Origin of the sequence: Caldimonas thermodepolymerans, from assembly GCF_015476235.1 — a bacterium.
Taxonomy (GTDB): domain Bacteria; phylum Pseudomonadota; class Gammaproteobacteria; order Burkholderiales; family Burkholderiaceae_C; genus Caldimonas; species Caldimonas thermodepolymerans.
On record NZ_CP064338.1, the window covers coordinates 2,753,489 to 2,775,883 of the forward strand.

Annotated in this window: 22 protein-coding genes and 1 pseudogene; 10 read left to right on the forward strand and 13 right to left on the reverse strand. The window is 71.4% G+C overall.

Features of this window, described 5'->3' with window-relative positions; genetic code table 11:
* Positions 1–104: 104 nt before the first annotated feature.
* The gene (locus tag IS481_RS12995; RefSeq protein ID WP_104355958.1) at positions 105–1,637 is read left to right on the forward strand and encodes a Ppx/GppA phosphatase family protein; all 1,533 of its coding nucleotides are present in this window, start codon (positions 105–107) and stop codon (positions 1,635–1,637) included.
* 13 nt (positions 1,638–1,650) lie between these two features.
* On the opposite strand, the gene ppk1 is transcribed toward IS481_RS12995, so the two are convergent.
* The 3 genes from ppk1 to IS481_RS13010 are packed head-to-tail and all read right to left on the reverse strand — an operon-like array spanning position 1,651 to position 5,686.
* Positions 1,651–3,738 carry a polyphosphate kinase 1 gene (gene ppk1, locus IS481_RS13000; protein WP_104355836.1) on the reverse strand — a complete coding sequence of 696 codons (2,088 nt, stop codon included), beginning with the start codon at positions 3,736–3,738 and terminating at the stop codon, positions 1,651–1,653.
* A gap of 48 nt (positions 3,739–3,786) precedes the next feature.
* Positions 3,787–4,545, reverse strand: coding sequence for a LytR/AlgR family response regulator transcription factor (locus IS481_RS13005; RefSeq protein WP_104355837.1), 759 nt, complete (start codon positions 4,543–4,545; stop codon positions 3,787–3,789).
* Positions 4,546–4,594: 49 nt separating this feature from the next.
* Positions 4,595–5,686, reverse strand: a complete 1,092-nt coding sequence (locus tag IS481_RS13010; RefSeq protein WP_232529278.1) for a sensor histidine kinase — start codon at positions 5,684–5,686, stop codon at positions 4,595–4,597.
* A gap of 135 nt (positions 5,687–5,821) precedes the next feature.
* On the opposite strand from IS481_RS13010, the gene argH reads away from it, so the two are divergent.
* Together argH and IS481_RS13020 are read left to right on the forward strand one after the other, a co-directional pair.
* On the forward strand, positions 5,822–7,222 hold the full coding sequence (gene argH / locus IS481_RS13015) for an argininosuccinate lyase (RefSeq protein ID WP_104355839.1): 1,401 nt from the start codon (positions 5,822–5,824) through the stop codon (positions 7,220–7,222).
* Between the two features lie 176 nt (positions 7,223–7,398).
* Positions 7,399–7,875: a hemerythrin domain-containing protein gene (locus IS481_RS13020; RefSeq protein WP_104355840.1), complete on the forward strand. Its 477-nt coding sequence runs from the start codon at positions 7,399–7,401 to the stop codon at positions 7,873–7,875.
* 13 nt (positions 7,876–7,888) lie between these two features.
* On the opposite strand, the gene IS481_RS13025 is transcribed toward IS481_RS13020, so the two are convergent.
* Complete coding sequence (locus tag IS481_RS13025) at positions 7,889–8,521, reverse strand: cation efflux transmembrane domain-containing protein (protein WP_104355841.1); 633 nt, start codon at positions 8,519–8,521, stop codon at positions 7,889–7,891.
* Between the two features lie 59 nt (positions 8,522–8,580).
* Here IS481_RS13025 and cadR point away from each other — a divergent pair, with 59 nt between their 5' ends.
* Complete coding sequence (gene cadR / locus IS481_RS13030; protein ID WP_104355842.1) at positions 8,581–9,033, forward strand: Cd(II)/Pb(II)-responsive transcriptional regulator; 453 nt, start codon at positions 8,581–8,583, stop codon at positions 9,031–9,033.
* Between the two features lie 85 nt (positions 9,034–9,118).
* Here cadR and IS481_RS13035 read toward each other — a convergent pair whose 3' ends face one another.
* From IS481_RS13035 to IS481_RS13045, 3 genes are all read right to left on the reverse strand, one after another.
* The gene (locus tag IS481_RS13035) at positions 9,119–10,330 is read right to left on the reverse strand and encodes a DUF5666 domain-containing protein (protein WP_146079503.1); all 1,212 of its coding nucleotides are present in this window, start codon (positions 10,328–10,330) and stop codon (positions 9,119–9,121) included.
* A gap of 286 nt (positions 10,331–10,616) precedes the next feature.
* Complete coding sequence (locus tag IS481_RS13040) at positions 10,617–11,402, reverse strand: copper resistance protein NlpE N-terminal domain-containing protein (protein ID WP_104355844.1); 786 nt, start codon at positions 11,400–11,402, stop codon at positions 10,617–10,619.
* Between the two features lie 85 nt (positions 11,403–11,487).
* Positions 11,488–12,201, reverse strand: a complete 714-nt coding sequence (locus IS481_RS13045; RefSeq protein ID WP_104355959.1) for an MgtC/SapB family protein — start codon at positions 12,199–12,201, stop codon at positions 11,488–11,490.
* A gap of 231 nt (positions 12,202–12,432) precedes the next feature.
* Here IS481_RS13045 and dinB point away from each other — a divergent pair, with 231 nt between their 5' ends.
* Genes dinB through IS481_RS13060 form a run of 3 tightly spaced genes read left to right on the forward strand, consistent with a single transcriptional unit; the run spans position 12,433 to position 15,848 of the window.
* A complete protein-coding gene (dinB, locus tag IS481_RS13050) occupies positions 12,433–13,635 on the forward strand; it encodes a DNA polymerase IV (protein ID WP_104355845.1) in 1,203 nt (400 codons plus the stop codon).
* Between the two features lie 31 nt (positions 13,636–13,666).
* Positions 13,667–14,581, forward strand: coding sequence for a LysR substrate-binding domain-containing protein (locus IS481_RS13055; protein WP_104355846.1), 915 nt, complete (start codon positions 13,667–13,669; stop codon positions 14,579–14,581).
* 37 nt (positions 14,582–14,618) lie between these two features.
* Complete coding sequence (locus IS481_RS13060; protein WP_104355847.1) at positions 14,619–15,848, forward strand: alpha-hydroxy acid oxidase; 1,230 nt, start codon at positions 14,619–14,621, stop codon at positions 15,846–15,848.
* A gap of 21 nt (positions 15,849–15,869) precedes the next feature.
* On the opposite strand, the gene IS481_RS13065 is transcribed toward IS481_RS13060, so the two are convergent.
* Both IS481_RS13065 and ypfJ read right to left on the reverse strand, forming a co-directional pair.
* Positions 15,870–16,232 carry a DUF1801 domain-containing protein gene (locus IS481_RS13065; protein ID WP_104355848.1) on the reverse strand — a complete coding sequence of 121 codons (363 nt, stop codon included), beginning with the start codon at positions 16,230–16,232 and terminating at the stop codon, positions 15,870–15,872.
* A gap of 75 nt (positions 16,233–16,307) precedes the next feature.
* Entirely contained in the window at positions 16,308–17,165 is an 858-nt protein-coding gene (ypfJ, locus tag IS481_RS13070) for a KPN_02809 family neutral zinc metallopeptidase (RefSeq protein ID WP_104355849.1), read from the reverse strand.
* Positions 17,166–17,429: 264 nt separating this feature from the next.
* On the opposite strand from ypfJ, the gene IS481_RS13075 reads away from it, so the two are divergent.
* Both IS481_RS13075 and IS481_RS13080 read left to right on the forward strand, forming a co-directional pair.
* Complete coding sequence (locus tag IS481_RS13075; RefSeq protein ID WP_104355850.1) at positions 17,430–18,599, forward strand: hypothetical protein; 1,170 nt, start codon at positions 17,430–17,432, stop codon at positions 18,597–18,599.
* A 16-nt stretch (positions 18,600–18,615) separates the two neighbouring features.
* Positions 18,616–19,338 carry a DUF892 family protein gene (locus IS481_RS13080; RefSeq protein ID WP_104355851.1) on the forward strand — a complete coding sequence of 241 codons (723 nt, stop codon included), beginning with the start codon at positions 18,616–18,618 and terminating at the stop codon, positions 19,336–19,338.
* A 53-nt stretch (positions 19,339–19,391) separates the two neighbouring features.
* Here the strand turns inward: IS481_RS13080 and IS481_RS13085 are convergent, their stop codons facing one another.
* From IS481_RS13085 to dcd, 3 genes and pseudogenes are all read right to left on the reverse strand, one after another.
* Positions 19,392–19,946 (reverse strand): DUF2243 domain-containing protein, encoded by a 555-nt coding sequence (locus tag IS481_RS13085; RefSeq protein ID WP_170141373.1) that lies wholly within the window; start codon positions 19,944–19,946, stop codon positions 19,392–19,394.
* Between the two features lie 67 nt (positions 19,947–20,013).
* Positions 20,014–20,178, reverse strand: a pseudogene (locus IS481_RS18585) (DUF2243 domain-containing protein); the annotation flags it as partial.
* A 45-nt stretch (positions 20,179–20,223) separates the two neighbouring features.
* Positions 20,224–20,793 carry a dCTP deaminase gene (gene dcd, locus IS481_RS13090; RefSeq protein ID WP_104355852.1) on the reverse strand — a complete coding sequence of 190 codons (570 nt, stop codon included), beginning with the start codon at positions 20,791–20,793 and terminating at the stop codon, positions 20,224–20,226.
* Between the two features lie 195 nt (positions 20,794–20,988).
* Between dcd and IS481_RS13095 the strand changes: the two genes are divergently transcribed.
* Positions 20,989–21,516 (forward strand): Mpo1 family 2-hydroxy fatty acid dioxygenase, encoded by a 528-nt coding sequence (locus IS481_RS13095; protein ID WP_104355853.1) that lies wholly within the window; start codon positions 20,989–20,991, stop codon positions 21,514–21,516.
* 9 nt (positions 21,517–21,525) lie between these two features.
* Here IS481_RS13095 and IS481_RS13100 read toward each other — a convergent pair whose 3' ends face one another.
* The gene (locus IS481_RS13100) at positions 21,526–22,386 is read right to left on the reverse strand and encodes a formate dehydrogenase accessory sulfurtransferase FdhD (RefSeq protein WP_104355854.1); all 861 of its coding nucleotides are present in this window, start codon (positions 22,384–22,386) and stop codon (positions 21,526–21,528) included.
* Between the last annotated feature and the right edge of the window lie 9 nt (positions 22,387–22,395).

Consider the following 22,395-nt stretch of genomic DNA (forward strand, 5'->3'; position numbering starts at 1 on the left):
ACGCAAGGAAGCTGCACAGGGTACACGAGACACGTCGGTCGTGCAGCGCATTCCTGCGTCGAGGGGTGCCGGCACGCGCGGCGAATGCGCAGACAATGCGCGCCATGACTTCGCGGAAATCCGACCCGGCGGCGCAGGCCGCCGGCCCCCTGGCCGCCGTGGACCTGGGTTCCAACAGCTTCCGGCTCGAGATCGGGCAGCTGCAGGACGGGCACTACCGGCGCATCGACTACCTGAAGGAAACCGTGCGCCTGGGCGCCGGGCTGGACGACCGCAGCCGACTGACCGAACGCGCGATGCGCCAGGGCCTGGCCTGCCTGGCCCGCTTCGCCGAGCGCCTGCGCGGCTTTGCCCCGCACCGGGTGCGTGTCGTCGCGACGCAGACGCTGCGCGAGGCGGTCAACCGGGAGGAATTCCTCGAACGCGCCGAGGCGGTGCTCGGCCAGCCGATCGAGGTGATCTCCGGGCGCGAGGAGGGCCGCCTGATCTACACCGGGGTGACCGCGCTGCTGCCCCACGCCCCCGGCCGCTGCCTGGTGATCGACATCGGCGGGCGCTCCACCGAGATGATCCTGGACGACGGCCCTGCGCCGCTGGTGGTCGAGTCGTTCCGCACCGGCAGCGTGAGCCTGTCGCTGCGCTATTTCGGCGACGGCCGCTTGACCCCCGCGGCGTTCCGGGCCGCCCAGATTGCCGCCGGCGCCGAGCTGGAGGAAGGCCTGCCGACCTTCGCGGCCGGCCGGTGGCAGCGGGCCTTGGGTTCGTCCGGCACGGTCGCGGCGGTCGCGCAGGTGCTGGCCGCCACCGGCCTCACCGACGGCACGATCACGCCCGCGGCGCTGCGCTGGTGCATCGAACAATGCCTGCAGGCCCGGCGCGTCGACGCGCTGCACCTGCCGGGGCTGAAGGAGGAGCGCCGGGCGCTGATCGGCGGCGGGCTGTCGGTGCTGTACACCGTGCTGATGCAGTTCGGCATCGAGTCCCTGCACCCGGTGCGCGGCGCGCTGCGCCACGGCGTGCTCGTCGAGCTGCACCAGCGGCTGCTGGCCGCGCAGGACTCCCGGGCCGTGCACGACGTGCGCGACGCGTCGGTGCGCCAGCTACAGCGGCGCTTCCACGTCGACCTGGCCCAGGCCGAGCGGGTGCAACAGGTGGCACGCGCGCTGTACCAGCGCGTGGAGCCGGATGCCCCGCCCGAGACCCGGCGCGAACTGCAGTGGGCAGCCGCATTGCACGAAGTGGGCATGTCGGTCTCGCACCACCAGTACCACCGCCACGGCGCCTACCTGGTCGGCCACGCCGACGCGCCGGGCTTCTCGCAATCGCAGCAGCGCCGGCTGGCCACCCTGCTGCTCGGCCAGCGCGGCGGGCTGGGCAAGCTGCGCGACATGCTGCACGACGAGCGTGCGGCCTGGCAGGTGCTGTGCCTGCGCCTGGCGGTGCTGCTGTGCCACGGCCGCACGATGCCGCCCCGGTTCGACGCCCTGCGCGTGCAGCGCCAGGGCCGGGAGGTGCGGCTGCACTGGCCGCCCGGCTGGGCCGATGCGCACCCGCGCACGCTGTACCTGTTGCAGGAGGAACAGGCGGCCTGGCAACGCAGCGGGCGGCTGCGGTTGGTGCTGCCGCGCGCGAATTGAGCGGAGCGGACCGTCAGCCGACCGCAGGCTGCACGCTGTAGCGTGCCAGCAGCGCCTGTTGTGCGCTCGGGCCGTCGGTGCCGATGCGCTCGTAGCGACCGTCGGGCAGCTGCCGCCACGCGTCCTTGGCGTCGTGCAGGTAGGGCACCAGGCACTCGTCGATGATGCGCTGGCGCAGCGCCGCATCGCGCACCGGCCAGGCGACCTCGATGCGGCGGAACATGTTGCGGCTCATCCAGTCGGCGCTGGAGAGGTACAGCACCTCCTCGTCCGCGCCGCGCCCCCAGCGGAAGTACAGCACCCGCGAGTGCTCCAGGAAGCGCCCGACCACCGAGCGCACGCGTACCCGCTCGGTCCAGCCCTTCACGCCGGGCGGCAGGATGCAGGCGCCCCGCACGACCAGGTCGACCTGCGCGCCGGCCTGCGCCGCGTGCACCAGCGCCTCGATCAGCGGCACGTCGGTCAGCGCGTTGAGCTTGAGCACCACGCGCGCCGGCCGGCCGGCGGCGGCCGCCTCGGCGACCTGTCCGAGGTGGCGCAGCAGCTGCCGGTGCAGCGTGAACGGCGCCATCAGCAGCAGGCGCGGCGCACGCAGCCGCGTGAGGCTGGCCAGCTGCCGGAACACGGTGTCCACGTCGGCGGTCAGGTCCGGGTCGGCGGTGAGGTAGCCGACGTCGGTGTACTGCCGCGCGGTGCGCGGGTTGTAGTTGCCGGTCGACAGGTGCGCGTAGCGCCGCAGCACCGGGCCGCTGCGGCCCGCCTCGCGCCGGGTGATCAGCAGCAGCTTGGCGTGCGTCTTCAGGCCCACCACGCCGTAGACCACCTGCGCGCCGACCGCTTCCAGCTGCTCGGCCCAGTTGATGTTGGCTTCCTCGTCGTGGCGCGCCTTCAGCTCGACGACCGCCATCACCTCCTTGCCGCGGCGCGCCGCCTCCAGCAGCAGGTCCATCAGCACCGACTGCGCGCCGGTGCGGTAGATGGTCTGCTTGATCGCCAGCACGTCCGGGTCGTAGACGGCTTCGCGCAGCAGCTGCACGACCGGCTCGAAGCTCTCGAAGGGATGGTGCAGCAGCACGTCCTGCTGGCGCAGCTGCTCGAAGATCGGCACCGCGCGCTGCAGCGCCGCCGGCCAGGCCGGCTCGAAGCGCGGGAAGCGCAGTGCCGGCGCGTCGGCCTGCTGGATCAGCTGGTTCAGGCGCACCAGGTTCACCGGGCCGTTGACGCGGTACAGCGCCGCATCGGGCAGGCCGAACTGGTGCAGCAGGAAGGCCGAGAGTTCCGGCGGGCAGGAGCTGACCACCTCCAGCCGGATCGCCTTGCCGAAGTGCCGCGTGCTGAGCGACGTGCGCAGCGCCTGGCGCAGGTTGGTCACGTCCTGCTCGTCGATCGCCAGGTCGGAGTCGCGCGTGACGCGGAACTGCGAGAACGCCTCGACCGGGCGGCCGGGAAACAGCTCCTCCAGGTGGGCGCGGATCACGCTGGACAGCAGCACGAAGGCCTGCTGTCCGCGCGCGGCGAGCTCGTCCGGCAGGCGGATCACGCGCGGCAGCACGCGGGGCACCTTGACGATCGCGATGCCGTTCTCGCGCCCGAAGGCATCCTTGCCGCCCAGCTTGACGATGAAGTTCAGCGACTTGTTCGCGACCTGCGGGAAGGGATGTGCCGGGTCCAGCCCGACCGGCACCAGCAGCGGGCGCACGTAGCGATGGAAGAACTGCTCGACCCAGCGGCGCTGCGCGGCATTGCGCTGGGCATGGTTGAGGATCACGATGCCCTCGCGCTGCAACGCCGGCATCACCTCGTCGTTGAACACCGCGTACTGCCGGGTGATCAGCTCGTGTGCCGCGGCCGCCACCTCGGCGAGGTCGCCGGCGGAAACGCCACCGTCCGGCAGGCGCGAGGCGTCGAGGTAGTCGCCGAAACGCACCTCGAAGAACTCGTCCAGGTTGGACGAGACGATGCAGACGTAGCGCAGCCGCTCGAGGTAGGGCACGTCGGGGCGCCGGGCCTGGGCCAGCACCCGGTGGTTGAACTCGAGGATCGCGCGCTCGCGGTTGAGCAGCGCCAGCTTGGCGCCGCGTCGGGACACCTCGGCTTTCATGCGGGCCAGTATAGGGAGGCCTGGCGCATGCAGGCATCCGCGCAGGGCTCAGAGCCCTTCGCTGGTCAGCGCCTCGCGCACCGCCGCCACCTGCCGGCGCGACACCGCCAGCCACTCGTCGATGCCGTCGACGCGCACCGCCCAGCCTTCCTTGCCGGCGTCCTCGTCGTCACCGGCCACCAGGCGCCGCTCCAGGGCCCGCACCGCGCGCCGCGCCACCAGGGCGTTGCGGTGGATGCGCAGGAAGCGCCGGCCCAGCCGCTCCTCCAGGTCCGAGAGCGAATCGTCCAGCACGTAGGTGCGGTGCAGGGTGCGCAGGGTCACGTACTTCAGCTCGGCCTTCAGGTACAGCACCTCGGACACCGGCACGCGGGTGACCCGGCCCCGGTCGTTGACCACCAGCACCGGTTCCTCGCCTGCCGTGGCCGCACCGCGCAGCTTCAGGCGCTCGGCCGCGCGCGCCAGCGCGGCCTGCAGGCGTTCGCGCCGCACCGGCTTGGTCAGGTAGTCGACCGCCTCGAGCTCGAACGCGGTGACGGCGTGCTCCGCATGGGCGGTCACGAACACCACCGCCGGCGCCTGCTCCATGGTGCGCAGCTGCGCGGCGAGCTGGGTGCCGTCGGCACCCGGCATCTGCACGTCGAGCAGCACCACGTCGCAGCGGTTGCCCGCCAGCCAGCTCAGTGCCTGCACCGCGCCGGCCGCCTCCCCTGCGACCTCGGCCGCCGGCGCCTGGCACTCGGCCAGCAGGCTGCGCAGGCGCAGGCGCGCGAGTTCCTCATCGTCGACGATCAAGACCCTCAGCATGACTCCCTCTCGCTCCCATCGTGTGGTCGTGATGGCGGCCGCGGCGCGCTCAGGCCAGCGGCACCGCAATCTGCACCCGCCAGGTGTCCCGTTCGGGACCGGAGGCGAAGTGCGCGCTGACGTCGTGCATCAGGCGCAGCCGCTCCTTGACGTTGCGCAGCGCCATGCCGTGGCCCCGGGCGCCCGCCGCGGGGGCGGCCGGCAACGAATTCGTCACCGAGATGATCGCCTGCCCGCGGCGCACCGTGGTGCGCACCCGCACCCAGCCTCCTTCGGGCGACGGCTCGATGCCGTGGCGCACGGCATTCTCCACCAGCGGCTGCAGCAGCAGCGGCGGCACCCGCGCCCCCCCGGCCGCGTCGTCGAGCTCCCAGGTGACCTTCAGGCGCTCGCCGAAGCGGATCTGCTCGATCGCGAGGTAGCGCTGCGCGAGATCGATCTCCTCGTCCAGCGTCACCGCGCTGCCCGACTCGATCAGCGCGACCCGGAACAGCTCGGACAGGTCCTCCAGCACCGCCTCGGCCCGGGCCGGGTCGATGCGCACCAGCGCGATCGCGGTGTTGAGCGTGTTGAACAGGAAGTGCGGGCGGATGCGCGCCTGCAGTTCGGTCAGGCGCGCCTGGGTCACGGCCGGCAGCTCGCTGCGCGAGCGCAGGCGCAGGGCATAGAACAGCGCCGCGGCCAGGGCCGTGCCGGCCAGCAGGGGCGCGCCCTGCGACACCTGGTGCGAAAACGGCAGCCCCAGCAGCCCGACCTGCCACCAGCCGTAGGCCGCGCAGGCCGCCCCCAGCCCCGCGGCGACCAGCCATTGCACCGGCTCGGACAGCCGTGCCAGCGGCTTCTTCAGCGCGCATGCGACCACCAGCCAGGCCAGCGTGGCCGGCAGCGCCACACCCGCGCCGTAGGCAAAGGTCAGCAGCCAGTCGTCGAGGTCATGGACGACGAAGCTGACCGCCACCGCGACCACCGCATGCACGAACAGCACCGCGCGCAGCACCACCCCCACCCGGCAGGCGTCGAAGGGCGACGACACCGTGGCCGGCGGCCGGGCGACGGCATGGTCGAAGATGGTGGTCGTGCCGAACTGGCTGGTCGGCGGGGCCGGCCGCGCCTTGCGCACGGGCATGCCGGGGGGTGGCAAGCGGGAGTCTCCTAGAATCTTGCAGTTCGCTCGTGTATGTCGTGGGCGACATACCGCGCCGATTCTCCAAGACAGCCCCAGCCTGCGGCAAGCCTCATACGCCACGCCTGCCGGCCGCCACATCACCTGCTCACCATGTCCGAATCCCAACTCGACAAGAAGTCCCAAGCCTGGTCCGCGCTGTTTTCCGAGCCGATGAGCGAACTGGTCAAGCGCTACACCGCCAGCGTGAACTTTGACCGGCGCCTGTGGCGCGCCGACATCCAGGGCTCGCTGGCGCACGCCGAGATGCTGGCCGCCCAGGGCGTGATCTCGGCCGATGACCATGCGGCGATCCAGCGCGGCATGGCGCAGATCACGCAGGAGATCGAGTCCGGCCAGTTCGAATGGAAGCTCGAGCTGGAGGACGTGCACCTGAACATCGAGGCGCGCCTGACCCAGCTGGTCGGTGACGCCGGCAAGCGGCTGCACACCGGCCGCTCGCGCAACGACCAGGTCGCCACCGACGTGCGCCTGTGGCTGCGCGACGAGATCGACGTGATCGCCGGCCTGTACACCGAGCTGCAGCAGGCCCTGCTCGACCTCGCGGAGAAGAACGTCGACGCCATCCTGCCGGGCTTCACCCACCTGCAGGTCGCGCAGCCGGTCAGCTTCGGCCACCACATGCTGGCCTACGTGGAGATGTTCGCGCGCGACGCCGAGCGCCTGGCCGACGTGCGCCGCCGCGTCAACCGCCTGCCGCTGGGCGCCGCCGCCCTGGCCGGCACCAGCTACCCGCTGGACCGCGAACGCGTCGCGCGCACGCTGGGCATGGAAGGCGTGTGCCAGAACTCGCTGGATGCGGTGAGCGACCGCGACTTCGCGATCGAGTTCACCGCCGCGGCATCGCTCGCGATGGTGCACGTCTCGCGCCTGTCGGAAGAGCTCGTGCTGTGGATGAGCCAGAGCTTCGGCTTCATCGACATCGCCGACCGCTTCTGCACCGGCTCGTCCATCATGCCGCAGAAGAAGAATCCGGACGTGCCCGAGCTCGCGCGCGGCAAGACCGGCCGCGTGGTCGGCCACCTGATGGGCCTGATCACGCTGATGAAGGGCCAGCCGCTGGCCTACAACAAGGACAACCAGGAAGACAAGGAGCCGCTGTTCGACACCGTCGACACGCTCAAGGACACGCTGCGCATCTTCGCCGAGATGGTGGGCGGCATCACCGTCAAGCGCGAGGCGATGGAACGCGCCGCGCTGCGGGGCTACGCGACGGCGACCGACCTGGCCGACTACCTGGTCAAGAAGGGCCTGCCGTTCCGCGACGCGCACGAGGTGGTCGCGCACGCGGTGAAGACCGCCATCCAGCAGGGCGTGGACCTGTCGGAGCTGCCGCTGGCCACGCTGCAGGGCTTCTCGCCACTGGTGGGCGAGGACGTCTACGAGGTGCTGTCGCTGCGCGGCTCGCTCAACGCGCGCAACATCCTGGGCGGCACTGCGCCCGAGCAGGTGCGCGCCCAGATCGCGCGCCACCGCGCCCGCCTGGCCGGCTGAGCCCGCCTCCCCCAGGGCGGGGAGGGGCGGCAGCCGCCTCGGCGCAGCGCGGATCGACGCCGGTTGCCTCGCGTTCACGCTTGACGCGCAAGGCACCACACGCCTTGCGCCACGTCAAGGCCGCGGCGGCGGCGCGCCGCTAGCCTGCCGGCAAGTCAACTTGCAGGAACGCCGCCATGCCCGCCCTCGTCTGGTCCGATGCGCTCAAGCTCGACAACCCGCGCATGGACGCCACCCACCTCGAGTTCGTCGAACTGCTCAACCTGGTGAAGGCCGCGACCGGCGACGAGGTGCTGTCGCGCTACCGTCGCCTGATCGAGCACACCGAGGAGCATTTCGGCCAGGAAGACCGCTGGATGCGCCTGACCGGCTTTGCGCCCGAGAACTGCCACCAGGGCCAGCACCGCCACGTGCTGCAGGTGCTGTACGAGATCGAGCGTCAGCTGCTGGAGCACCAGCCGGTCAACCTGCCGCGCTTTGCCGACGAACTGGGCGCCTGGTTCTCGCAGCATGCGCAGACCATGGACGCCGCGCTGGCCTGGCACCTCGAGCAGGTCGGCTTCGACACCGAGACCGAAACCCTGCGCGAGGCCGCGGCCGCCTCGTTGCCGGCCGAACCCATCACCGGTTGCGGCAGCCGCAGCTGCGGCTAGCCGACGATACGGCTCAGGCGTGGGCGTGCTCGCGCAGCTCGTGCCGTGCGCTGCGCAGCACCCGCAGGCCACCGCTGACGCCCAGCGCCGCGATCACCGTCGCGACGACCAGGTCGGGCCAGGCCGTGCCGGTGCCGAAGACGCCCAGCGCCGCCAGCATGATCGCGACGTTGGCCAGGGCGTCGTTGCGCGAGCACACCCACACCGATTCGGCATTCGCGTCGCCCTTGCGGAAGCGGTAGAGCATCGCGGCGACCGCGAGGTTGGCCACCAGCGCGGCCAGGCCGATGCCGCCCATGGTCGGCGCATCCGGCTGCGACCCCTGCCAGGCCAGCCAGCCGGCGTGCAGCAACACGCCCGCGCCATAGACCACCATCGCCCAGCCCTTCAGCCAGGCCACGCGCGAGCTCCACACCGCCGCGAGGCCCAGCACCGCGAGCGACAGCCCGTAGTTGGCCGCATCGGCGCCGAAGTCCACCGCATCGGCCAGCAACGAGGCCGACTCGGCCGACAGCCCGCCGACGATCTCGACGAGGAACATCCCGGCGTTGACGACGAGCGCCACCCACAGCGCGCGCCGCCAGCGCGGGTCGTTCGCGTGCGTGCCCGCCGGGGCACAGGCATGGTCATGGCAATGTGCAGACATGGGCTTCCTTTCCGACGTTAAAGTCATTGGAAACCCTGTACCTGCTCCAGAGTCAAGCGATGAAGATCGGAGACCTCGCCGCCGCCAGCGACACCCCGGTGGAAACGATCCGGTACTACGAGCGCGCCGGGCTGCTGCCTGCGCCGCCGCGCACCGCATCGAACTACCGGCACTACGACGAAAGCCACGCGGCACGCCTGCGCTTCATCCGCCACTGCCGCGCGCTGGACCTGTCGCTGGACGAAATCCGCACGCTGCTGGAGCTGCGCGACCACCCGCAGGCCAGCTGCGCCGAGGCCAACGCCGTCATCGACGAGCACCTGGGCCACGTCGCGCAACGCATCCGCGAGCTGAAGCTGCTGCAGGCCCAGCTGCGCGAGCTGCGCTCGGCCTGCAACGGCGACGGCCCGGGCCGCGACTGCGGCATCCTCGGCCGGCTGGAGCAGGAAACCCCGGCCCCGCTGGCCAGCGGCCACGGCACCACCCACCTCGGGCGCACGCACGGGCGGTGAGCCGCCGCGGCCGCGACACGCATGGCCCATGAAGAAGGCGGCCCCGCAGGGCCGCCTTCGGTCTCCCTGAGCAGGCTGCCGGGCCTCAGTTGCGGAACTCCACGCTCTGCGCGCGCAACGCCGCCCCGTTGGCACTCAGGCGACCTTCCACCTCGACACGCGCGCCGTTGGCCAGGTCGGCCTGCGTGCCGCCGGAGAACTGTGCCGCCGCGTACTCGACGGTGACGCCCTGCACGACGAAGGCCTGGGCGGTCGTGTCCAGCGACTGGATCGTCCCGCGCACCTCGAAATCGTCGTCGTCATCGTCGTCCCGGTCCTCGAAGTCCACCTTGCGCGCGACCAGCACGCCGTTGCGGATCGCGCCCTCGACCTCCACCCGTACCCCGTCGGCAAGGTTGCCGCTGTTGCCGTCGTCGAACTCCACCTGTGCCCCCGAGGCATCGACCGGGATGCCGTCCACACGGAAGTCCGCAAGCGACTGGAAGTCGGAAACGTAGCCTTCGATTTCGGCCGTGGCCATGTCGTCGACCGTGCGGGCGGCGCTGGCCAGCGCCGTGGCGACCCAGTTGCCGCCCTGCTGCGCGGTCTGCAGGACCACGCGCACCAGCGCACCGTCGGCCAGCGCCGGCCGGCTGCCGGCAGGCACGCCGGCGTACGAGATCGTGGCGTTCCCGATGCGGAAGGTCTGGGCCGTGGCGTCGAGGCCGGACACCCGGCCGCGCAGGCGGTAGGCGTTGAGGTTGTCTTCGAACTCGACCCGGGTCGCGGCATGGTGGCCCGAGCCGGCGCCCAGGTACCCGTAGACGACGACCAGGTCACCGGCTCGCACGCTGTTGCGCCCGTCGGCAAAACCTTCGAACACGGTCCGGGCATCCAGCGCCACGGTCTGCCCCAGCACGGTCAGCGAGTCCGCGCCGACCGCGGTGACCGGCCCCCGGATCAGGCTGCTGAACCGCAGCTCGGTGGCCGTGCTGCGGTCGTCGTCGGACACCTCGGAGACCGGCCCGCCCTCGACCTCGACCACCATGCCCAGCCGCAGGTGGCCCGGGCCGACCGAGTTGCCCTCCTCGTCGCGGATCGTCGCGTTGGCATGGTCGAAATGGATGTCGTTGACGATGACGGAGGCAAAGCCTTCGATGCGACCGGACGCGAACACTCCCGCCGGACCGCCTCCTGCGCCGCTGCCGCCACCACCGCCCCCGCCGCCTCCACAGGCCGCCAGGGCAAAGGCGGACACCATGGCCAGCGCGGCATGGCGCAGGCCACCGGAGGGCCAACCAAAGAATGACTTCTGCATCTTCTGCTCCTCGAGGTCTCGTGGGATGGTGAAGCCGACCGCGATCCGGCCGGACAGGCTGCCGCGCGTCGGCGCGGCAGCGTGGACCCGGGAATCAACTGACGTGCCCGGCCCGGACCGCGGCGGCGCCCCGACACCGGGGCGCCCACGACCACAGAAACCAGGAGCGTGCAGGGATGCGGGACGCCCTGAGGGTAAGTGCACGCCAGCCTCGATCAGGCAGCAAAGTGCGACGGATGTAGCGGCTGGTAAGCCGCCGGCGGGACCGGAAGGAGCGAGCGCCCGCTCAGCGCACGACGAACTGGAAGTTCACCGTCTGCACCGGCTGCGCCTGGGGATTGCCGAGCGCGCGGTACGCGAAGCGCAGCGACAGTGCGCCCGGCTCGCGCGCCTCGTAGCGGAACACGTCGAAGCCGCTGCCCTGCACGTCAGGCAGGTGGAGCGGCTGGGCCACCTCGAACAGCTGGGGCGTGCTGCCGTCGACCGCCGCCCAGCCGTAGCCCGTCCCCGGCTGGCTGGCCAGCATCAGCACGACCGGTTGTCCGGCGGGCACCTCCACCGTGCCGCCGGCATCGCCCTGGGTCAGCACGATGGCCGCCGGCGGCAGGTTGTCCGGCACGCGCAGCAGGCTGCGCGGCAGGTGCGGCGGCAGGTCGAGCAGGTTGACGTCCAGCGCGCGCAGCACCCGCGGGCTGGCCTGACGGAAGGCGCGCGTGCGCCCGGGCTGTTCCGGGTCGAGCTGGATCACCAGGGCCTGCGGGTCCTGCCGGGCGCCCCGCGCGGAGCGCCAGGTGCCGGACTGGGTGAAGCTGCGGTCGCCTTCCGGGCGGCCGAGGTAGGTCTGCAGCAGGTCGTAGCCGGCGGGCGCCCCGCCCGGGTCGGCGTACAGCTGCAGGTCGGTGCGGATGCCGCGGCAGTCGGCGCAGGGCAGGATGCCGACGTAGCGGGCCGCCACCACGCGATGCGGGCTCGGCGCGGCCGGCGACGCCGGCTGCCGGGGCCCGTGGGCGCATCCGGCGAGCAGCCCGGCTGCCAGCACCAGTCCCCAGTACCGCGCTTTCCACATGGCCATGCGACTCCTGCGTTGTGCCTCCCGGAACGGAAGCCCCAACCGTAGCCGCAAAGCGCGCGCGGCGCAAACCCCGGGTCAGGTGGCGTCAGTCGCCCAGCGGCGAGACGCGGAACTCCTTGACGATCTCCAGCGAGTCCAGCATGTCCGCCAGCGCGCTGGCGTTGCCGGGGCTGCTGGTGCGCACCACCATGCGGTACTCGAAGAACCCGGCGTCGGTGTCCAGGCGGTAGTTGAGGTTGGCGATCGTGAAGCCGTAGCGCCGCATCAGCCGGCGCAGCTCGGTCTCGTCCATCTTCGCGTGGCGGTCGAAGCGCACCACGAAGTGGGCGTAGAACTGCGAGGGCATGCGGCTTTCTATCCAGCGGAACAGCGACAGCGTGCCCAGGGTCAGCACGGTCGCCACCAGCGCCGGAAAGTAGAAGCCGATGCCCATCAACACCCCGATCGCCGCGGTGGTCCAGATCGACGCGGCGGTCGTCAGGCCGCGCACCGACAGCCCTTCCTTCATGATGGTGCCGGCGCCAAGGAAGCCGATGCCGGTCATGATGCCCTGCGTCATGCGCGTCGGGTCCAGCGTGATGCGCCCGCCGCTGATCTGCGGGAACCAGCGCGTCTCGTAGATCGTGACCAGCATCAGCAGCGCGGTGGACATGCAGACCAGCGCGTGGGTGCGGAAGCCTGCGGGACGGCCGTGGTAGCTGCGCTCCAGGCCGATCAGCCCGCCGATCAGCAGCGCGGCGACGAGCCGCACCACCATGTCGACGTAGTCGGGGTCGGAAATCAGGGTGTGCCAGTTCATCTCCACATGGGCAGGGCCGGTTGCGCCGGCACCGCCGCTCCTCTCGACGGTTCGGTATTCGGCCCCCGTGGCCGGGGACCCCTTGTTGTCGTCCAAGACCGGGACCATACCAAGATTCGCGACCCCGTGAGGTCCCAGGGGCGACGTCCCGCTCACCGGACGATCCGCGCGCGCTCGGGTACCCTTGCGGCTTCCGCTTTCCCGGCCAGCCGTCCCGGCCTTGCACGCACCATGCGCCGCCTGATCGCCCACCTCGACATGGACGCCTTCTACGCGTCGGTCGAGCTGCTGCGCTACCCCGAGCTGAAGGGACAGCCGGTAGTGATCGGCGGCGGGCGGCGCCACCAGCCGGTCGTGCGCGAGGACGGCCGGCGCGAGTTCGCCCGGCTGCGCGACTACGCCGGCCGCGGCGTGGTCACCACCGCCACCTACGAAGCGCGCGCCTTCGGCGTGCATTCCGGCATGGGCCTGATGAAGGCCGCCGCGCTGGCGCCCGATGCGATCCTGCTGCCGACCGACTTCGACGAGTACCGGCGCTACTCGCGCCTGTTCAAGGCCGCCGTCGCCGAGATCGCCCCGCACATCGAGGACCGCGGCATCGACGAGATCTACATCGACCTCACCGAGGTGCCCGGCGCCCAGGAGCCGGCCGGCAGCGACCCGCTGGGCGGGGTGCGCGCGGTGGCGCAAGCCATCAAGGACAACGTGAGGCGCGCCACCGGGCTGAGCTGCTCGATCGGCGTGACGCCGAACAAGCTGCTGTCCAAGCTGTGCTCGGACCTGGAAAAGCCCGACGGGCTGACGCTGCTGGCCGAGGGCGACCTGCAGCGCCGCATCTGGCCGCTGCCGGCCAAGCGCATCAACGGCATCGGCCCGAAGGCGAGCGCCAAGCTGGAATCGTTCGGCATCCACACGATCGGCGACCTGGCCGCTGCGGACCCGCGCTGGCTGGTCGCGCAGTTCGGCCAGAGCTACGGCCGCTGGCTGCACGAGGCCGCGCACGGCCGCGACGACCGGCCGGTGGTCACCTACAGCGAGCCCAAGTCGCTCAGCCGCGAGACCACCTTCGAGCGCGACCTGCACGCGCGGCACGACCGCGAGCAGCTGGGCGTCACCTTCACCCGGCTGTGCGAGCAGGTCGCGGCCGACCTGGCGCGCAAGGGCTACGTGGGCAAGACCATCGGCGTGAAGGTGCGCTACGACGACTTCCGCACGCTCACGCGCGACCACACCCTGCCGCATCACACCGCCGACGCCCGCGAGATCCGGCGTGCCGCCGGCCTGTGCCTGAAGCGCGTGCCGCTGGAGCGGCGCCTGCGCCTGCTCGGCGTGCGGGTCGGCAGCCTGTGCAAGGCTTCCGAGGCCCCGGCACGCGAAGCCCAAGCCCCCGCCGCGCGCGAGGAGGCGCTGCCTTACACCCTGCCGCTGTTCTGAGCGGACGCCCGCGTCCGGCTAGCATCGCGCCATGACCCGACCCGACCTGCGCCTGCCCTCGATCGAAGGACTGCGAGCCTTCGAGGCCGCGGCCCGCCTCGGCACCTTCGAGCGCGCCGCCGACGAGCTCAGCATCACCGCCAGCGCGGTGAGCAAGCGGGTCGCCACCGTCGAGGAGCTGCTCAACACCCAGCTGCTGGTGCGCAGCGGCAAGAGCCTGGGGCTCACCGCGGCCGGCAAGGAATACCTGGAGCAGGTGCGCCAGGTGCTCAGCCTGCTGGCGGCCGTGCCGCTGCATCGGCGCGCCGCGCAGCGGGTGCAGCGCCTGCGGGTGTGCAGCCCGCCCACCTTTGCCCGCCAGGTCCTGGTGCCGCACCTGCAGGGCTACAGCACCGCCCACCCCGAGGTGGAGCTGGAGGTGGTGCTGAGCATCCCCTACCTCGACGCCGGCCCGGCCGACGCGGACGTGGAGATCCGCAACGGCGCGCCCCCCTCGCCCGACGCCCGGCCGCTGATGCGCGATGTCCTCGTGCCGATGGCCGCGCCCGCGCTGCTGCAGCGCCTGCCCGCCCTGCGCACGCCGGCCGACCTGCGCCATGCGCCGCTGCTGCGCACCCCGCTGGATCCGTGGACGCCCTGGTTCCGCGCCGCCGGGCTGGACTGGCCGGAGCCGTCCCGGGGCCCGCGCCTGGTGGACCTGGGCCTGCTGCTGGAGGCCGCCGTCAGCGGCCAGGGCATCGCGCTGGCCCGGCCCAGCCTGGCGCTGCCCTGGCTGCGCAGCGGCGCACTGCAGCCGGTGTCCACGCTCAGCATCCCGGCCGCCCATCCCTACCACCTGCTGCCGCACGCCGCCCAGGGCGCCGCGCCGGGCTTTGCCGCCTGGCTGCAGCAGATCTGCGAACAGGTCGCCGCCGAAGGGGCGGAACTTCTTTCGCGCCTGGCCTGAGCATCTTTCCGGGCACGGGCGCTCCCCGCTGCCTAGCATGGGTCGACATGGCACCCCTGTCCCGGAGAGACCCGTGAGCACTCCCATCGCCTGCATCGAGGACCTGCGCCGGCTGGCGCAACGGCGCGTGCCGCGCGCCATCTTCGAGTACGTCGACCGCGGCTCCTATGACGAGGTGACGCTGCGCGCCAACCGCCGCGACCTGGAGGCGATCGCGCTGCGCCAGCGGGTGGCGGTCGACGTCGAGCACCGCAGCACCGCCACCACGCTGGTCGGCGAGCCGGCGACGATGCCGGTGGCGATCGCGCCGACCGGGCTGACCGGCCTGAACTGGGGCAACGGCGAGATGCTCGCCGCCCGCGCGGCACAGCGCTTCGGCGTGCCGTTCACGCTCAGCACCATGTCGATCTGCTCGATCGAGGACGTGGCCGCCTTCGTCGACCAGCCCTTCTGGTTCCAGCTCTACGTGATGCGCGACCGCGGCTTTGCCGCCTCCCTGATCGAGCGGGCCAGGGCCGCGAACTGCTCGGCCCTGGTGCTGACGCTGGACCTGCAGGTCCAGGGCCAGCGCCACCGCGACCTGAAGAACGGACTGGCCGTGCCGCCCAGGCTGACGCTGGCCAACGCGCTGGACGTGGCCAGCAAGCCCGCCTGGGCGCTGCGCGTGCTGGCCGGCAAGCGCAAGAGCTTCGGCAACCTCGACGGCTACGTGAAAGGCGCCGACACGCTGGCCACGCTGAGCCAGTGGATCGCCGGCCAGTTCGACCCGACGCTCAGCTGGGCCGACGTCGAATGGGTGCGCAAGCTGTGGGCAGGCAAGCTGATCCTCAAGGGCATCCTCGACGTCGAGGACGCGAGGATCGCGGCCAGCACCGGATGCGACGCCATCGTCGTCAGCAACCACGGCGGCCGGCAGCTGGACGGCGCGATCTCCAGCATCCGCGCGCTGCCCGAGATCGTGCAGGCAGTGGGCGACCGCACCGAGGTGCTGTTCGACGGCGGCGTGCGCTCCGGGCAGGACGTGCTCAAGGCCGTGGCGCTGGGCGCGCGCGGCTGCCTGATCGGCCGCGCCTTCCTCTACGGCCTGGGCGCCATGGGCGAGGCCGGCGTGACCACCGCGCTGGAGCTCATCCGCCGCGAGCTGGACGTCAGCATGGCGTTGACCGGCACGCGCGACGTGCGCGAGGCGAGCCCTGCTTTGCTGCGCCTGCCGGACGGCTGGCGCCCGCTGCCGCCCGGCACGCCGGCCCTGCGGCAGGCGGCCTGAGCCGGCGCGTGGCCTGCGGCCTCACGCCAGCTCGTCCAGCGCCGCCTGCACCATGGCCCTGACCAGGGCCTCGTCGACCGGCTGGCGGTAGCGGCACTTGAGGTGCCGCACCCCGCGCCTGCTGCCTTCCAGCTGCGGGAACTGCGGCGCGATGCCGGCGCCCTGGAAGAACTGCAGGTTGGCGTGCGTCTTGTGCGTGACGATGGCCAGCGCGTTGGTGCCGCGCCAGGTGAAGACCAGGTTGCCCCACTTCACCGTCTGCTCCAGGCCGGGCGCGGCCTCGAGAACCGCGCGTTGCAGCGCCTGTGCCGTGGCCCGCTCGTCGGGGGCGAGGTTGTCGAAGTAGGCCGCGACCAGCGCGGCGGGGCGGACTGTGGTTCGCATCGTGAAGCAGGTTCCCTCTTGCTCTGCTGCATCTTCCTTGCCAGCGGCATGCCCGGTCCGCCGCCAGGCTCATCCTCAGGGGGCGCGGACCTCGAACGTGTTGCACTGCTGGAAGCTGCCGCTTTCCAGGCCGCGGCGGAACCACGCGACGCGCTGTTCCCCGGTGCCGTGCGTGAAGCTCTCGGGCACCACGGTGCCGCCGGCGCGCCGCTGCAGGTTGTCGTCGCCGATCTGCGCGGCGGCGTTCAGCGCCTCCTCGATGTCTCCCTGCTCCAGCAGCTGGCGCGCCCTGTCGGCGTGATGCGCCCACACGCCCGAGAAACAGTCGGCCTGCAGCTCCAGGCGCACGCTCAGCGCGTTGTACTCGGCCTGGCTGAGCCGGCTGCGCATCGAGTGGACCTTCTCGGTCAGGCCCAGCAGCTTCTGCACATGGTGCCCGACCTCGTGCGCGATCACGTAGGCCTGCGCGAAGTCGCCCGGCGCACCAAGCTTGTGCTTCAGCGTCTCGTAGAACGACAGGTCGATGTAGACCCGCTCGTCGGCCGGGCAATAGAACGGCCCCATCGCGGCCTGCCCCTGCCCGCAGGCGGTCGGCGTGCTGCCGCGGAACAGCACCAGCCGGGGCTCGCGGTACGTGGCGCCGCTGCGGGCGAACAGCTCCTGCCAGGTGTCCTCGGTATCGGCCAGCACCACCGCGACGAACTGCGCCATCGTGTCGTCGGCCGGCGGGGCGGACGAGGGCACCTCCTGCGGCGCGCCCATGCCGCCGTCGAGCATGCCCAGCAGGGTCAGCGGGTTGATGCCCAGCACCCAGCCCAGCACCAGGGCGACGGCCACCGTGCCCAGGCCCAGGCCGCGGCCGCCGAGCGGCATGCCCCCGGACGCCCGGCGGTCCTCCACGTTGCGACTGGCCCTGCGGCCTTCCCATTTCATCGTTGCTCACCCCGTTGGACGGCGCACGCAGCGCCCCTGACCGCATCGTAGCCGGTGCCCGTGCGGCAGGAAACTGCGCGGCCCGCGTCAGCAAGAAATTCTGCGCCGTGCAAAAACTACCCTGCCAGCAGGGATCCCCGCAGGACGACGGCCTGCGCACCGCCGGCAGGCGGCCCGGCGGGCCAAGGCATACCGGTTGCTGACCCTGTTGCCGTGGGCTCGCCGCCGGCGGGCTCTCCCATCCCCTGCCCCACGAGGAGTCCCATGGCGAACATCAACTTCTTCGAAGCGAAAGGCTGCCCGCTCGACCGGCAGCGCTTCACCTGGAAGGACATCAGTCCCAAGCCCATCAGCAAGCTGGACGACGATGCGTTCACGCGCGTGCGCATCATCCTGATGAACGGCATCGAGCTCGATGCGCTGCGCCTGAAGCACCTCATCGCCCGGTTCAACGGCGAACTGCGTGTGCCGCTGGCCGAACTGCGCCGGGTCGAACAGCACCAGGCCACCACCATCAACTGGCTGCTGGGCGCCGACCATTCGCCCATCGAGACCACCATCGCCTACGAGCAGGTCGCGATCGAGGTGACCGCCGCGGTGGCACAGAACGAGCCCGACCCGTACCTGGCCCAGGCCTACCGCTTCGGGCTGCTGGAGGACTTCGACCACCTCTATCGCTACTCCGCGCTGCTCGACCGCCTGGAAGGCAAGGACGCGAACAACATCCTGCAGGGCTACACCGACATCGTGCCGGGCCGCCCGACGATGCTGGAGCACCGCGCCCCGGTGGACGACGTGCGCATGCCCTACGAGAAGACGGCGGCTGCCACCCTCAGCAAGATCCACGCGGCCATGATCACCGCGGCCGAGTACCAGACGCACGACTACTACATGAACATCGGCCCGCTGTTCGCCGACCCCGTGGCACGCGAGCTGTATGCCGAGATCGCCTCGATCGAGGAGCAGCACGTCACGCAGTACGGCTCGCTGGAGGACCCGACCGAGAGCTTCCTCGAGAAGTGGCTGATCCATGAAGCCACCGAGGTCTACCTCTACCACTCGTGCGTCGAGCAGGAAGGCAACCCGCGCGTCAAGGCGATCTGGGAGCGCTTCCTCGACTACGAGCTGGGGCACCTGCAGGTGGCGATCAAGCTGTTCAAGGACATCGAGCGCCGCGACCCGGCCGAGGTGCTGGCCGAGGTGCCGACCATGCTGCCGTTCCAGAGCCAGCGCACCTTCGTGCGTGACGTGCTGGAGAAGGAAGTGGGCTACCGCGCCATCGGCCCGGACTTCACTCCCGACGGCAGCGAAAGCGAGGCGACGCTTGCCTACCGCCAGCACATGAACGCCAAGGGCTCGCCGTCGCAGGCCGTCTCTGCCGGCTACCGCTGGGCCCCGGGCACCGAACTGAACCGCAAGGTCGTCAACTACTGAACACGAGGAGCCGCTGATGCAGAACGCCACCCACATGGGCATGAACCGCACCGGGGCGAAGATGTCGCCGATCGACGTCAGTCGCATGGAAGAAGCGGCGATGAACGCGCCCGAAACCGAGCCCGACGGCTCCAGCATCACGATGATGCGCAGCGAGGCGATCGCCGAGGCCGACCGCGTCGGCTCGGTGCCCATCCCCGGCACCGTACGCGGCGTGGTCTCCACAGGCGTGTCCAAGCTCAAGGGCGAGAAGCCCGAGGTGCTGCTCGACAAGCTCGGCGAGCGCCTGGCCTTCGAGCGCACCGGCACGCGGCTGTACGAAGCGCTGATCGCCAAGTGCGAGATGACGCCGGACACCGGGCTGGTGCCGCCGCTGGCCGAACTGCAGCGCATCCACGACGAGGAGGCGCAGCACTTCCACATGCTCGCCGAGGTGCTCGAAGGCATGGGCGCCGACCCGACGGCGCAGACGCCCTGCGCGGACGTCTCGGCGGTGATGTCGCAGGGCATCATGCAGGTCGTCACCGACCCGCGCACCACCATCCCGCAGAGCCTGAACGCCATCCTGGTGGCCGAGCTGGCGGACAACGCGAGCTGGGAAATGCTGGTGCAGCTGGCCGAGGAGACCGGGCACGACGAGATGGCCGAGCGCTTCCGCGCCGCGCTGGCCGAGGAGGAACAGCACCTGGCGAGCGTGCGCCAGTGGCTGACCGCCGCCGTCTCGAACGAAGCACTCTGAGCGCGTCGCGCCACGCGTGACCGCAGGCCGGCTCCCGCGCCGGCCTGCCCGTTTCAGGGCAGGCGACGCCCCCCGCCTCCCCAGCCGGCACAGGCCGCGGCAGCCCAGCGCCCGCCGAGCGCCAGCACGCCGGCACGGTAGCCGCTCGCAGGGGTCGCCCCCTCCGGCAGCGCCAGCACCCAGACGCTGCCGCCTTGGCTGGCCCAGACGATGCGCGCATCGGCCTGCGCGGCCGCATGCAGCGCCCGGGCCGGCGGCGTGCCCGGTGCCAGCAGCAGCGTGAGCCGGTGCGCCGCCCCGGGGGCCGGCTGCGTCGCCGCGGTCGCCGCCGCCAGCGTGACCGCGCCCACCAGCACGGCCCAGGCACCGGCCGGCCGGGCGCCCTCGCGCCGGCCGAGCCACCACCCGCCCAGCACGGGCAGCAGGCCGAACCCGAGCAGCCAGCCCAGGTCCCAGGCCAGCGGCTGCGCGACGTCCATGCGGATGCGGTGCAGGCCCAGCCACCAGTGGCTGAGCACGGCGTCCAGCACATGCCAGGCGCCAAAGCCCAGCAGCAGCGCCGCGGACAGGGCACGGGCCGATCCAGGCGCATGCGGTGCGGCGCGCACCAGCCCCCCACAGCCCGGCCGCAGCCAGCAGGTACATCAGCAGGTGAAACAAACCGTCGGCCAGCACCTGTACCCGCAGGCCCTGCCAGCCCGGGCCGTCCAGGCCGCTCAGCAGGTGGTGCCACTGCAGGATCTGGTGCAGCAGGATGCCGTCGAAGAAACCGCCCAGCGCGATGCCGAGCAGCACGCCGGCACGGCGCAGGCGCGGGTCGGGGATGGCGGTCGGCTGCATGCCCCCAGCGCCGGCAAGCCGTGCGCCCGGCGGCGCCGGCGCCCGTCAGGTCTTGGGCAAAGTGACGCCGCGCTGGCCCTGGTACTTGCCGCCGCGGTCCTTGTAGCTGGTTTCGCAGACCTCGTCACTTTCGAAGAACAGCACCTGGGCGCAGCCCTCGCCGGCGTAGATCTTGGCCGGCAGCGGCGTGGTGTTGCTGAACTCCAGCGTCACGTAGCCCTCCCACTCGGGCTCGAAGGGCGTGACGTTGACGATGATCCCGCAGCGCGCGTAGGTGCTCTTGCCCAGGCAGATCGTCAGCACGTTGCGCGGGATGCGGAAGTACTCCACCGTGCGCGCCAGCGCGAAGCTGTTGGGCGGGATGATGCAGACGTCGGACTCGATGTCGACGAAGCTTTTCTCGTCGAAGTTCTTCGGGTCGACGATGGTCGAATTGATGTTGGTGAAGACCTTGAACTCACGCGCACAGCGGATGTCGTACCCGTAGCTGCTGGTGCCGTAGCTGACGATCTTGTGACCGTCCGCAGCCTCGCGCACCTGGCCGGGCTCGAAGGGCTCGATCATCCCGTACTCCTCGGCCATGCGGCGGATCCATTTGTCGCTCTTGATGCTCATGAGATTCCCCGTAAGTGGCGGCATTGTAGGGAAGCGGCGTCCGCCGCCCCGCCGCGGACCGTGACCGGGCGGCCGTTTCGGGTAAACCTGGATGCAAAGCTGCGACAAATTCCGGGATTTCGGGCGGCCGCCGGCCGCGAAAAGTCCTAGCATTGAGCCATGCGTCTGTCGCCAAGCTGCAGGAGAGCCTGACCCATGCGCACTGCACTCGACCTTCTCACCCAGTACGCCGAGTACCACCGCGACCGGCGCAACATCGTCACCCACTTCGTCGGCATCCCGATGATCGTGCTGGCGGTCGGCATCCTGCTGGCCCGCCCCGCGATTCCGGTCGGGGAGGTCGTGCTGACCCCTGGCTGGATCGTGTTCGCCGCCGCGGCGCTGTGGTACCTGACGCGCCACTTCGTGCTCGGGCTCGCGGTGAGCGTGGCCGTCGGGCTGCTGGTCGCCCTGGGCCACGAGGTCGGCGCCGGCAGCACCGCGCTGTGGCTGGGTGCGGGCCTCGGGCTGTTCTTCGTCGGCTGGGTGATCCAGTTCATCGGCCACTACTACGAAGGCCGCAAGCCGGCCTTCGTCGACGACCTGGTCGGCCTGCTGGTCGGCCCGATGTTCGTGGTCGCCGAAGCGATGTTCGCCCTGGGCTGGAACCGCGAGATGCTGCACGAGATCGAGCGGCGTGCCGGCCCGACCGTGCTGCGCGACTTGGCCAACGCCCGGCCCTGAACCCGGCGTTCAGGCCGCCGGTGGAACCGGCGGCGCCAGCTCCGGCTGGGCGACGAAGCGCTCGCGGCCGGTGTAGAGCAGGAAATGCCGGTTGGTGCAGCGCGCGAACAGCGCCATGCCCAGCTGCTCGGCCAGCCGGTGCCCCATCTCGGTGATGCCCGAGCGCGACACCACCACCGCCACGCCCATCTGGGCCGACTTGATCACCATCTCGCTGGTCAGGCGCCCGGTGGTGTAGAGCGTCTTGCCCTCGCCGCTCACGCCTTCCAGCCACATCCAGCCGGCGATCGCGTCCAGCGCGTTGTGGCGCCCGACATCCTCGGTGAACAGCAGCAGGCGCTCGCCTTCGAACAGCGCGCAGCCGTGCACCGAGCCGGCCGACTTGTAGACCGTCTCGTGCCGGCGCATCGCGTCCAGCAGGCCGTACAGCTCGCCCTGCGTCAGGCGGGTGTCGCCCAGCCGCAGCGACCCGACCTCGTCCATCAGCCCGCCGAACACCGTGCCCTGCCCGCAGCCGGTGGTCACGATGCGGCGCGCGGTGCGCGCCTCGATGTCCGCGACGCCGCCGCGCGTGGTGATCGCGCAGGCGTTGACGTCCCAGTCGACCTGCACGCTCTCGACCTGCGCGATGTCGGTCACCAGGCGCTGGTTGCGCAGGTACCCCAGCGCCAGCAGCTCGGGCTGCCCTCCCATGGTCATCAAGGTCACCAGCTCGCGCTTGTCGAGGTAGAGCGTGAGGTCCCGCTCGGCGGGCATCTGCACGACGCGCTCGTGGCCGAACTCGTCCACCACCCGGGCCTCGTGGGTGAAGCGGGTGGAGGCACTGCTCAGCAGCGGACGGGGACGGGCGGGTTCAGGCAAGGCGGACATGGCAAGACA

Excerpts from the sequence above, each read along its gene's own strand:
- IS481_RS12995 (WP_104355958.1), top strand. The coding sequence starts at position 105 with ATGACTTCGCGGAAATCCGACCCGGCGGCGCAGGCCGCCGGCCCCCTG.
- ppk1 (WP_104355836.1), bottom strand. The coding sequence starts at position 3,738 with ATGAAAGCCGAGGTGTCCCGACGCGGCGCCAAGCTGGCGCTGCTCAAC.
- IS481_RS13005 (WP_104355837.1), bottom strand. The coding sequence starts at position 4,545 with ATGCTGAGGGTCTTGATCGTCGACGATGAGGAACTCGCGCGCCTGCGC.
- argH (WP_104355839.1), top strand. The coding sequence starts at position 5,822 with ATGTCCGAATCCCAACTCGACAAGAAGTCCCAAGCCTGGTCCGCGCTG.
- IS481_RS13020 (WP_104355840.1), top strand. The coding sequence starts at position 7,399 with ATGCCCGCCCTCGTCTGGTCCGATGCGCTCAAGCTCGACAACCCGCGC.
- IS481_RS13025 (WP_104355841.1), bottom strand. The coding sequence starts at position 8,521 with ATGTCTGCACATTGCCATGACCATGCCTGTGCCCCGGCGGGCACGCAC.
- cadR (WP_104355842.1), top strand. The coding sequence starts at position 8,581 with ATGAAGATCGGAGACCTCGCCGCCGCCAGCGACACCCCGGTGGAAACG.
- IS481_RS13035 (WP_146079503.1), bottom strand. The coding sequence starts at position 10,330 with ATGCAGAAGTCATTCTTTGGTTGGCCCTCCGGTGGCCTGCGCCATGCC.
- IS481_RS13040 (WP_104355844.1), bottom strand. The coding sequence starts at position 11,402 with ATGGCCATGTGGAAAGCGCGGTACTGGGGACTGGTGCTGGCAGCCGGG.
- IS481_RS13045 (WP_104355959.1), bottom strand. The coding sequence starts at position 12,201 with ATGAACTGGCACACCCTGATTTCCGACCCCGACTACGTCGACATGGTG.
- dinB (WP_104355845.1), top strand. The coding sequence starts at position 12,433 with ATGCGCCGCCTGATCGCCCACCTCGACATGGACGCCTTCTACGCGTCG.
- IS481_RS13055 (WP_104355846.1), top strand. The coding sequence starts at position 13,667 with ATGACCCGACCCGACCTGCGCCTGCCCTCGATCGAAGGACTGCGAGCC.
- IS481_RS13060 (WP_104355847.1), top strand. The coding sequence starts at position 14,619 with ATGGGTCGACATGGCACCCCTGTCCCGGAGAGACCCGTGAGCACTCCC.
- IS481_RS13065 (WP_104355848.1), bottom strand. The coding sequence starts at position 16,232 with ATGCGAACCACAGTCCGCCCCGCCGCGCTGGTCGCGGCCTACTTCGAC.
- ypfJ (WP_104355849.1), bottom strand. The coding sequence starts at position 17,165 with ATGAAATGGGAAGGCCGCAGGGCCAGTCGCAACGTGGAGGACCGCCGG.
- IS481_RS13075 (WP_104355850.1), top strand. The coding sequence starts at position 17,430 with ATGGCGAACATCAACTTCTTCGAAGCGAAAGGCTGCCCGCTCGACCGG.
- IS481_RS13080 (WP_104355851.1), top strand. The coding sequence starts at position 18,616 with ATGCAGAACGCCACCCACATGGGCATGAACCGCACCGGGGCGAAGATG.
- dcd (WP_104355852.1), bottom strand. The coding sequence starts at position 20,793 with ATGAGCATCAAGAGCGACAAATGGATCCGCCGCATGGCCGAGGAGTAC.
- IS481_RS13095 (WP_104355853.1), top strand. The coding sequence starts at position 20,989 with ATGCGCACTGCACTCGACCTTCTCACCCAGTACGCCGAGTACCACCGC.
- IS481_RS13100 (WP_104355854.1), bottom strand. The coding sequence starts at position 22,386 with ATGTCCGCCTTGCCTGAACCCGCCCGTCCCCGTCCGCTGCTGAGCAGT.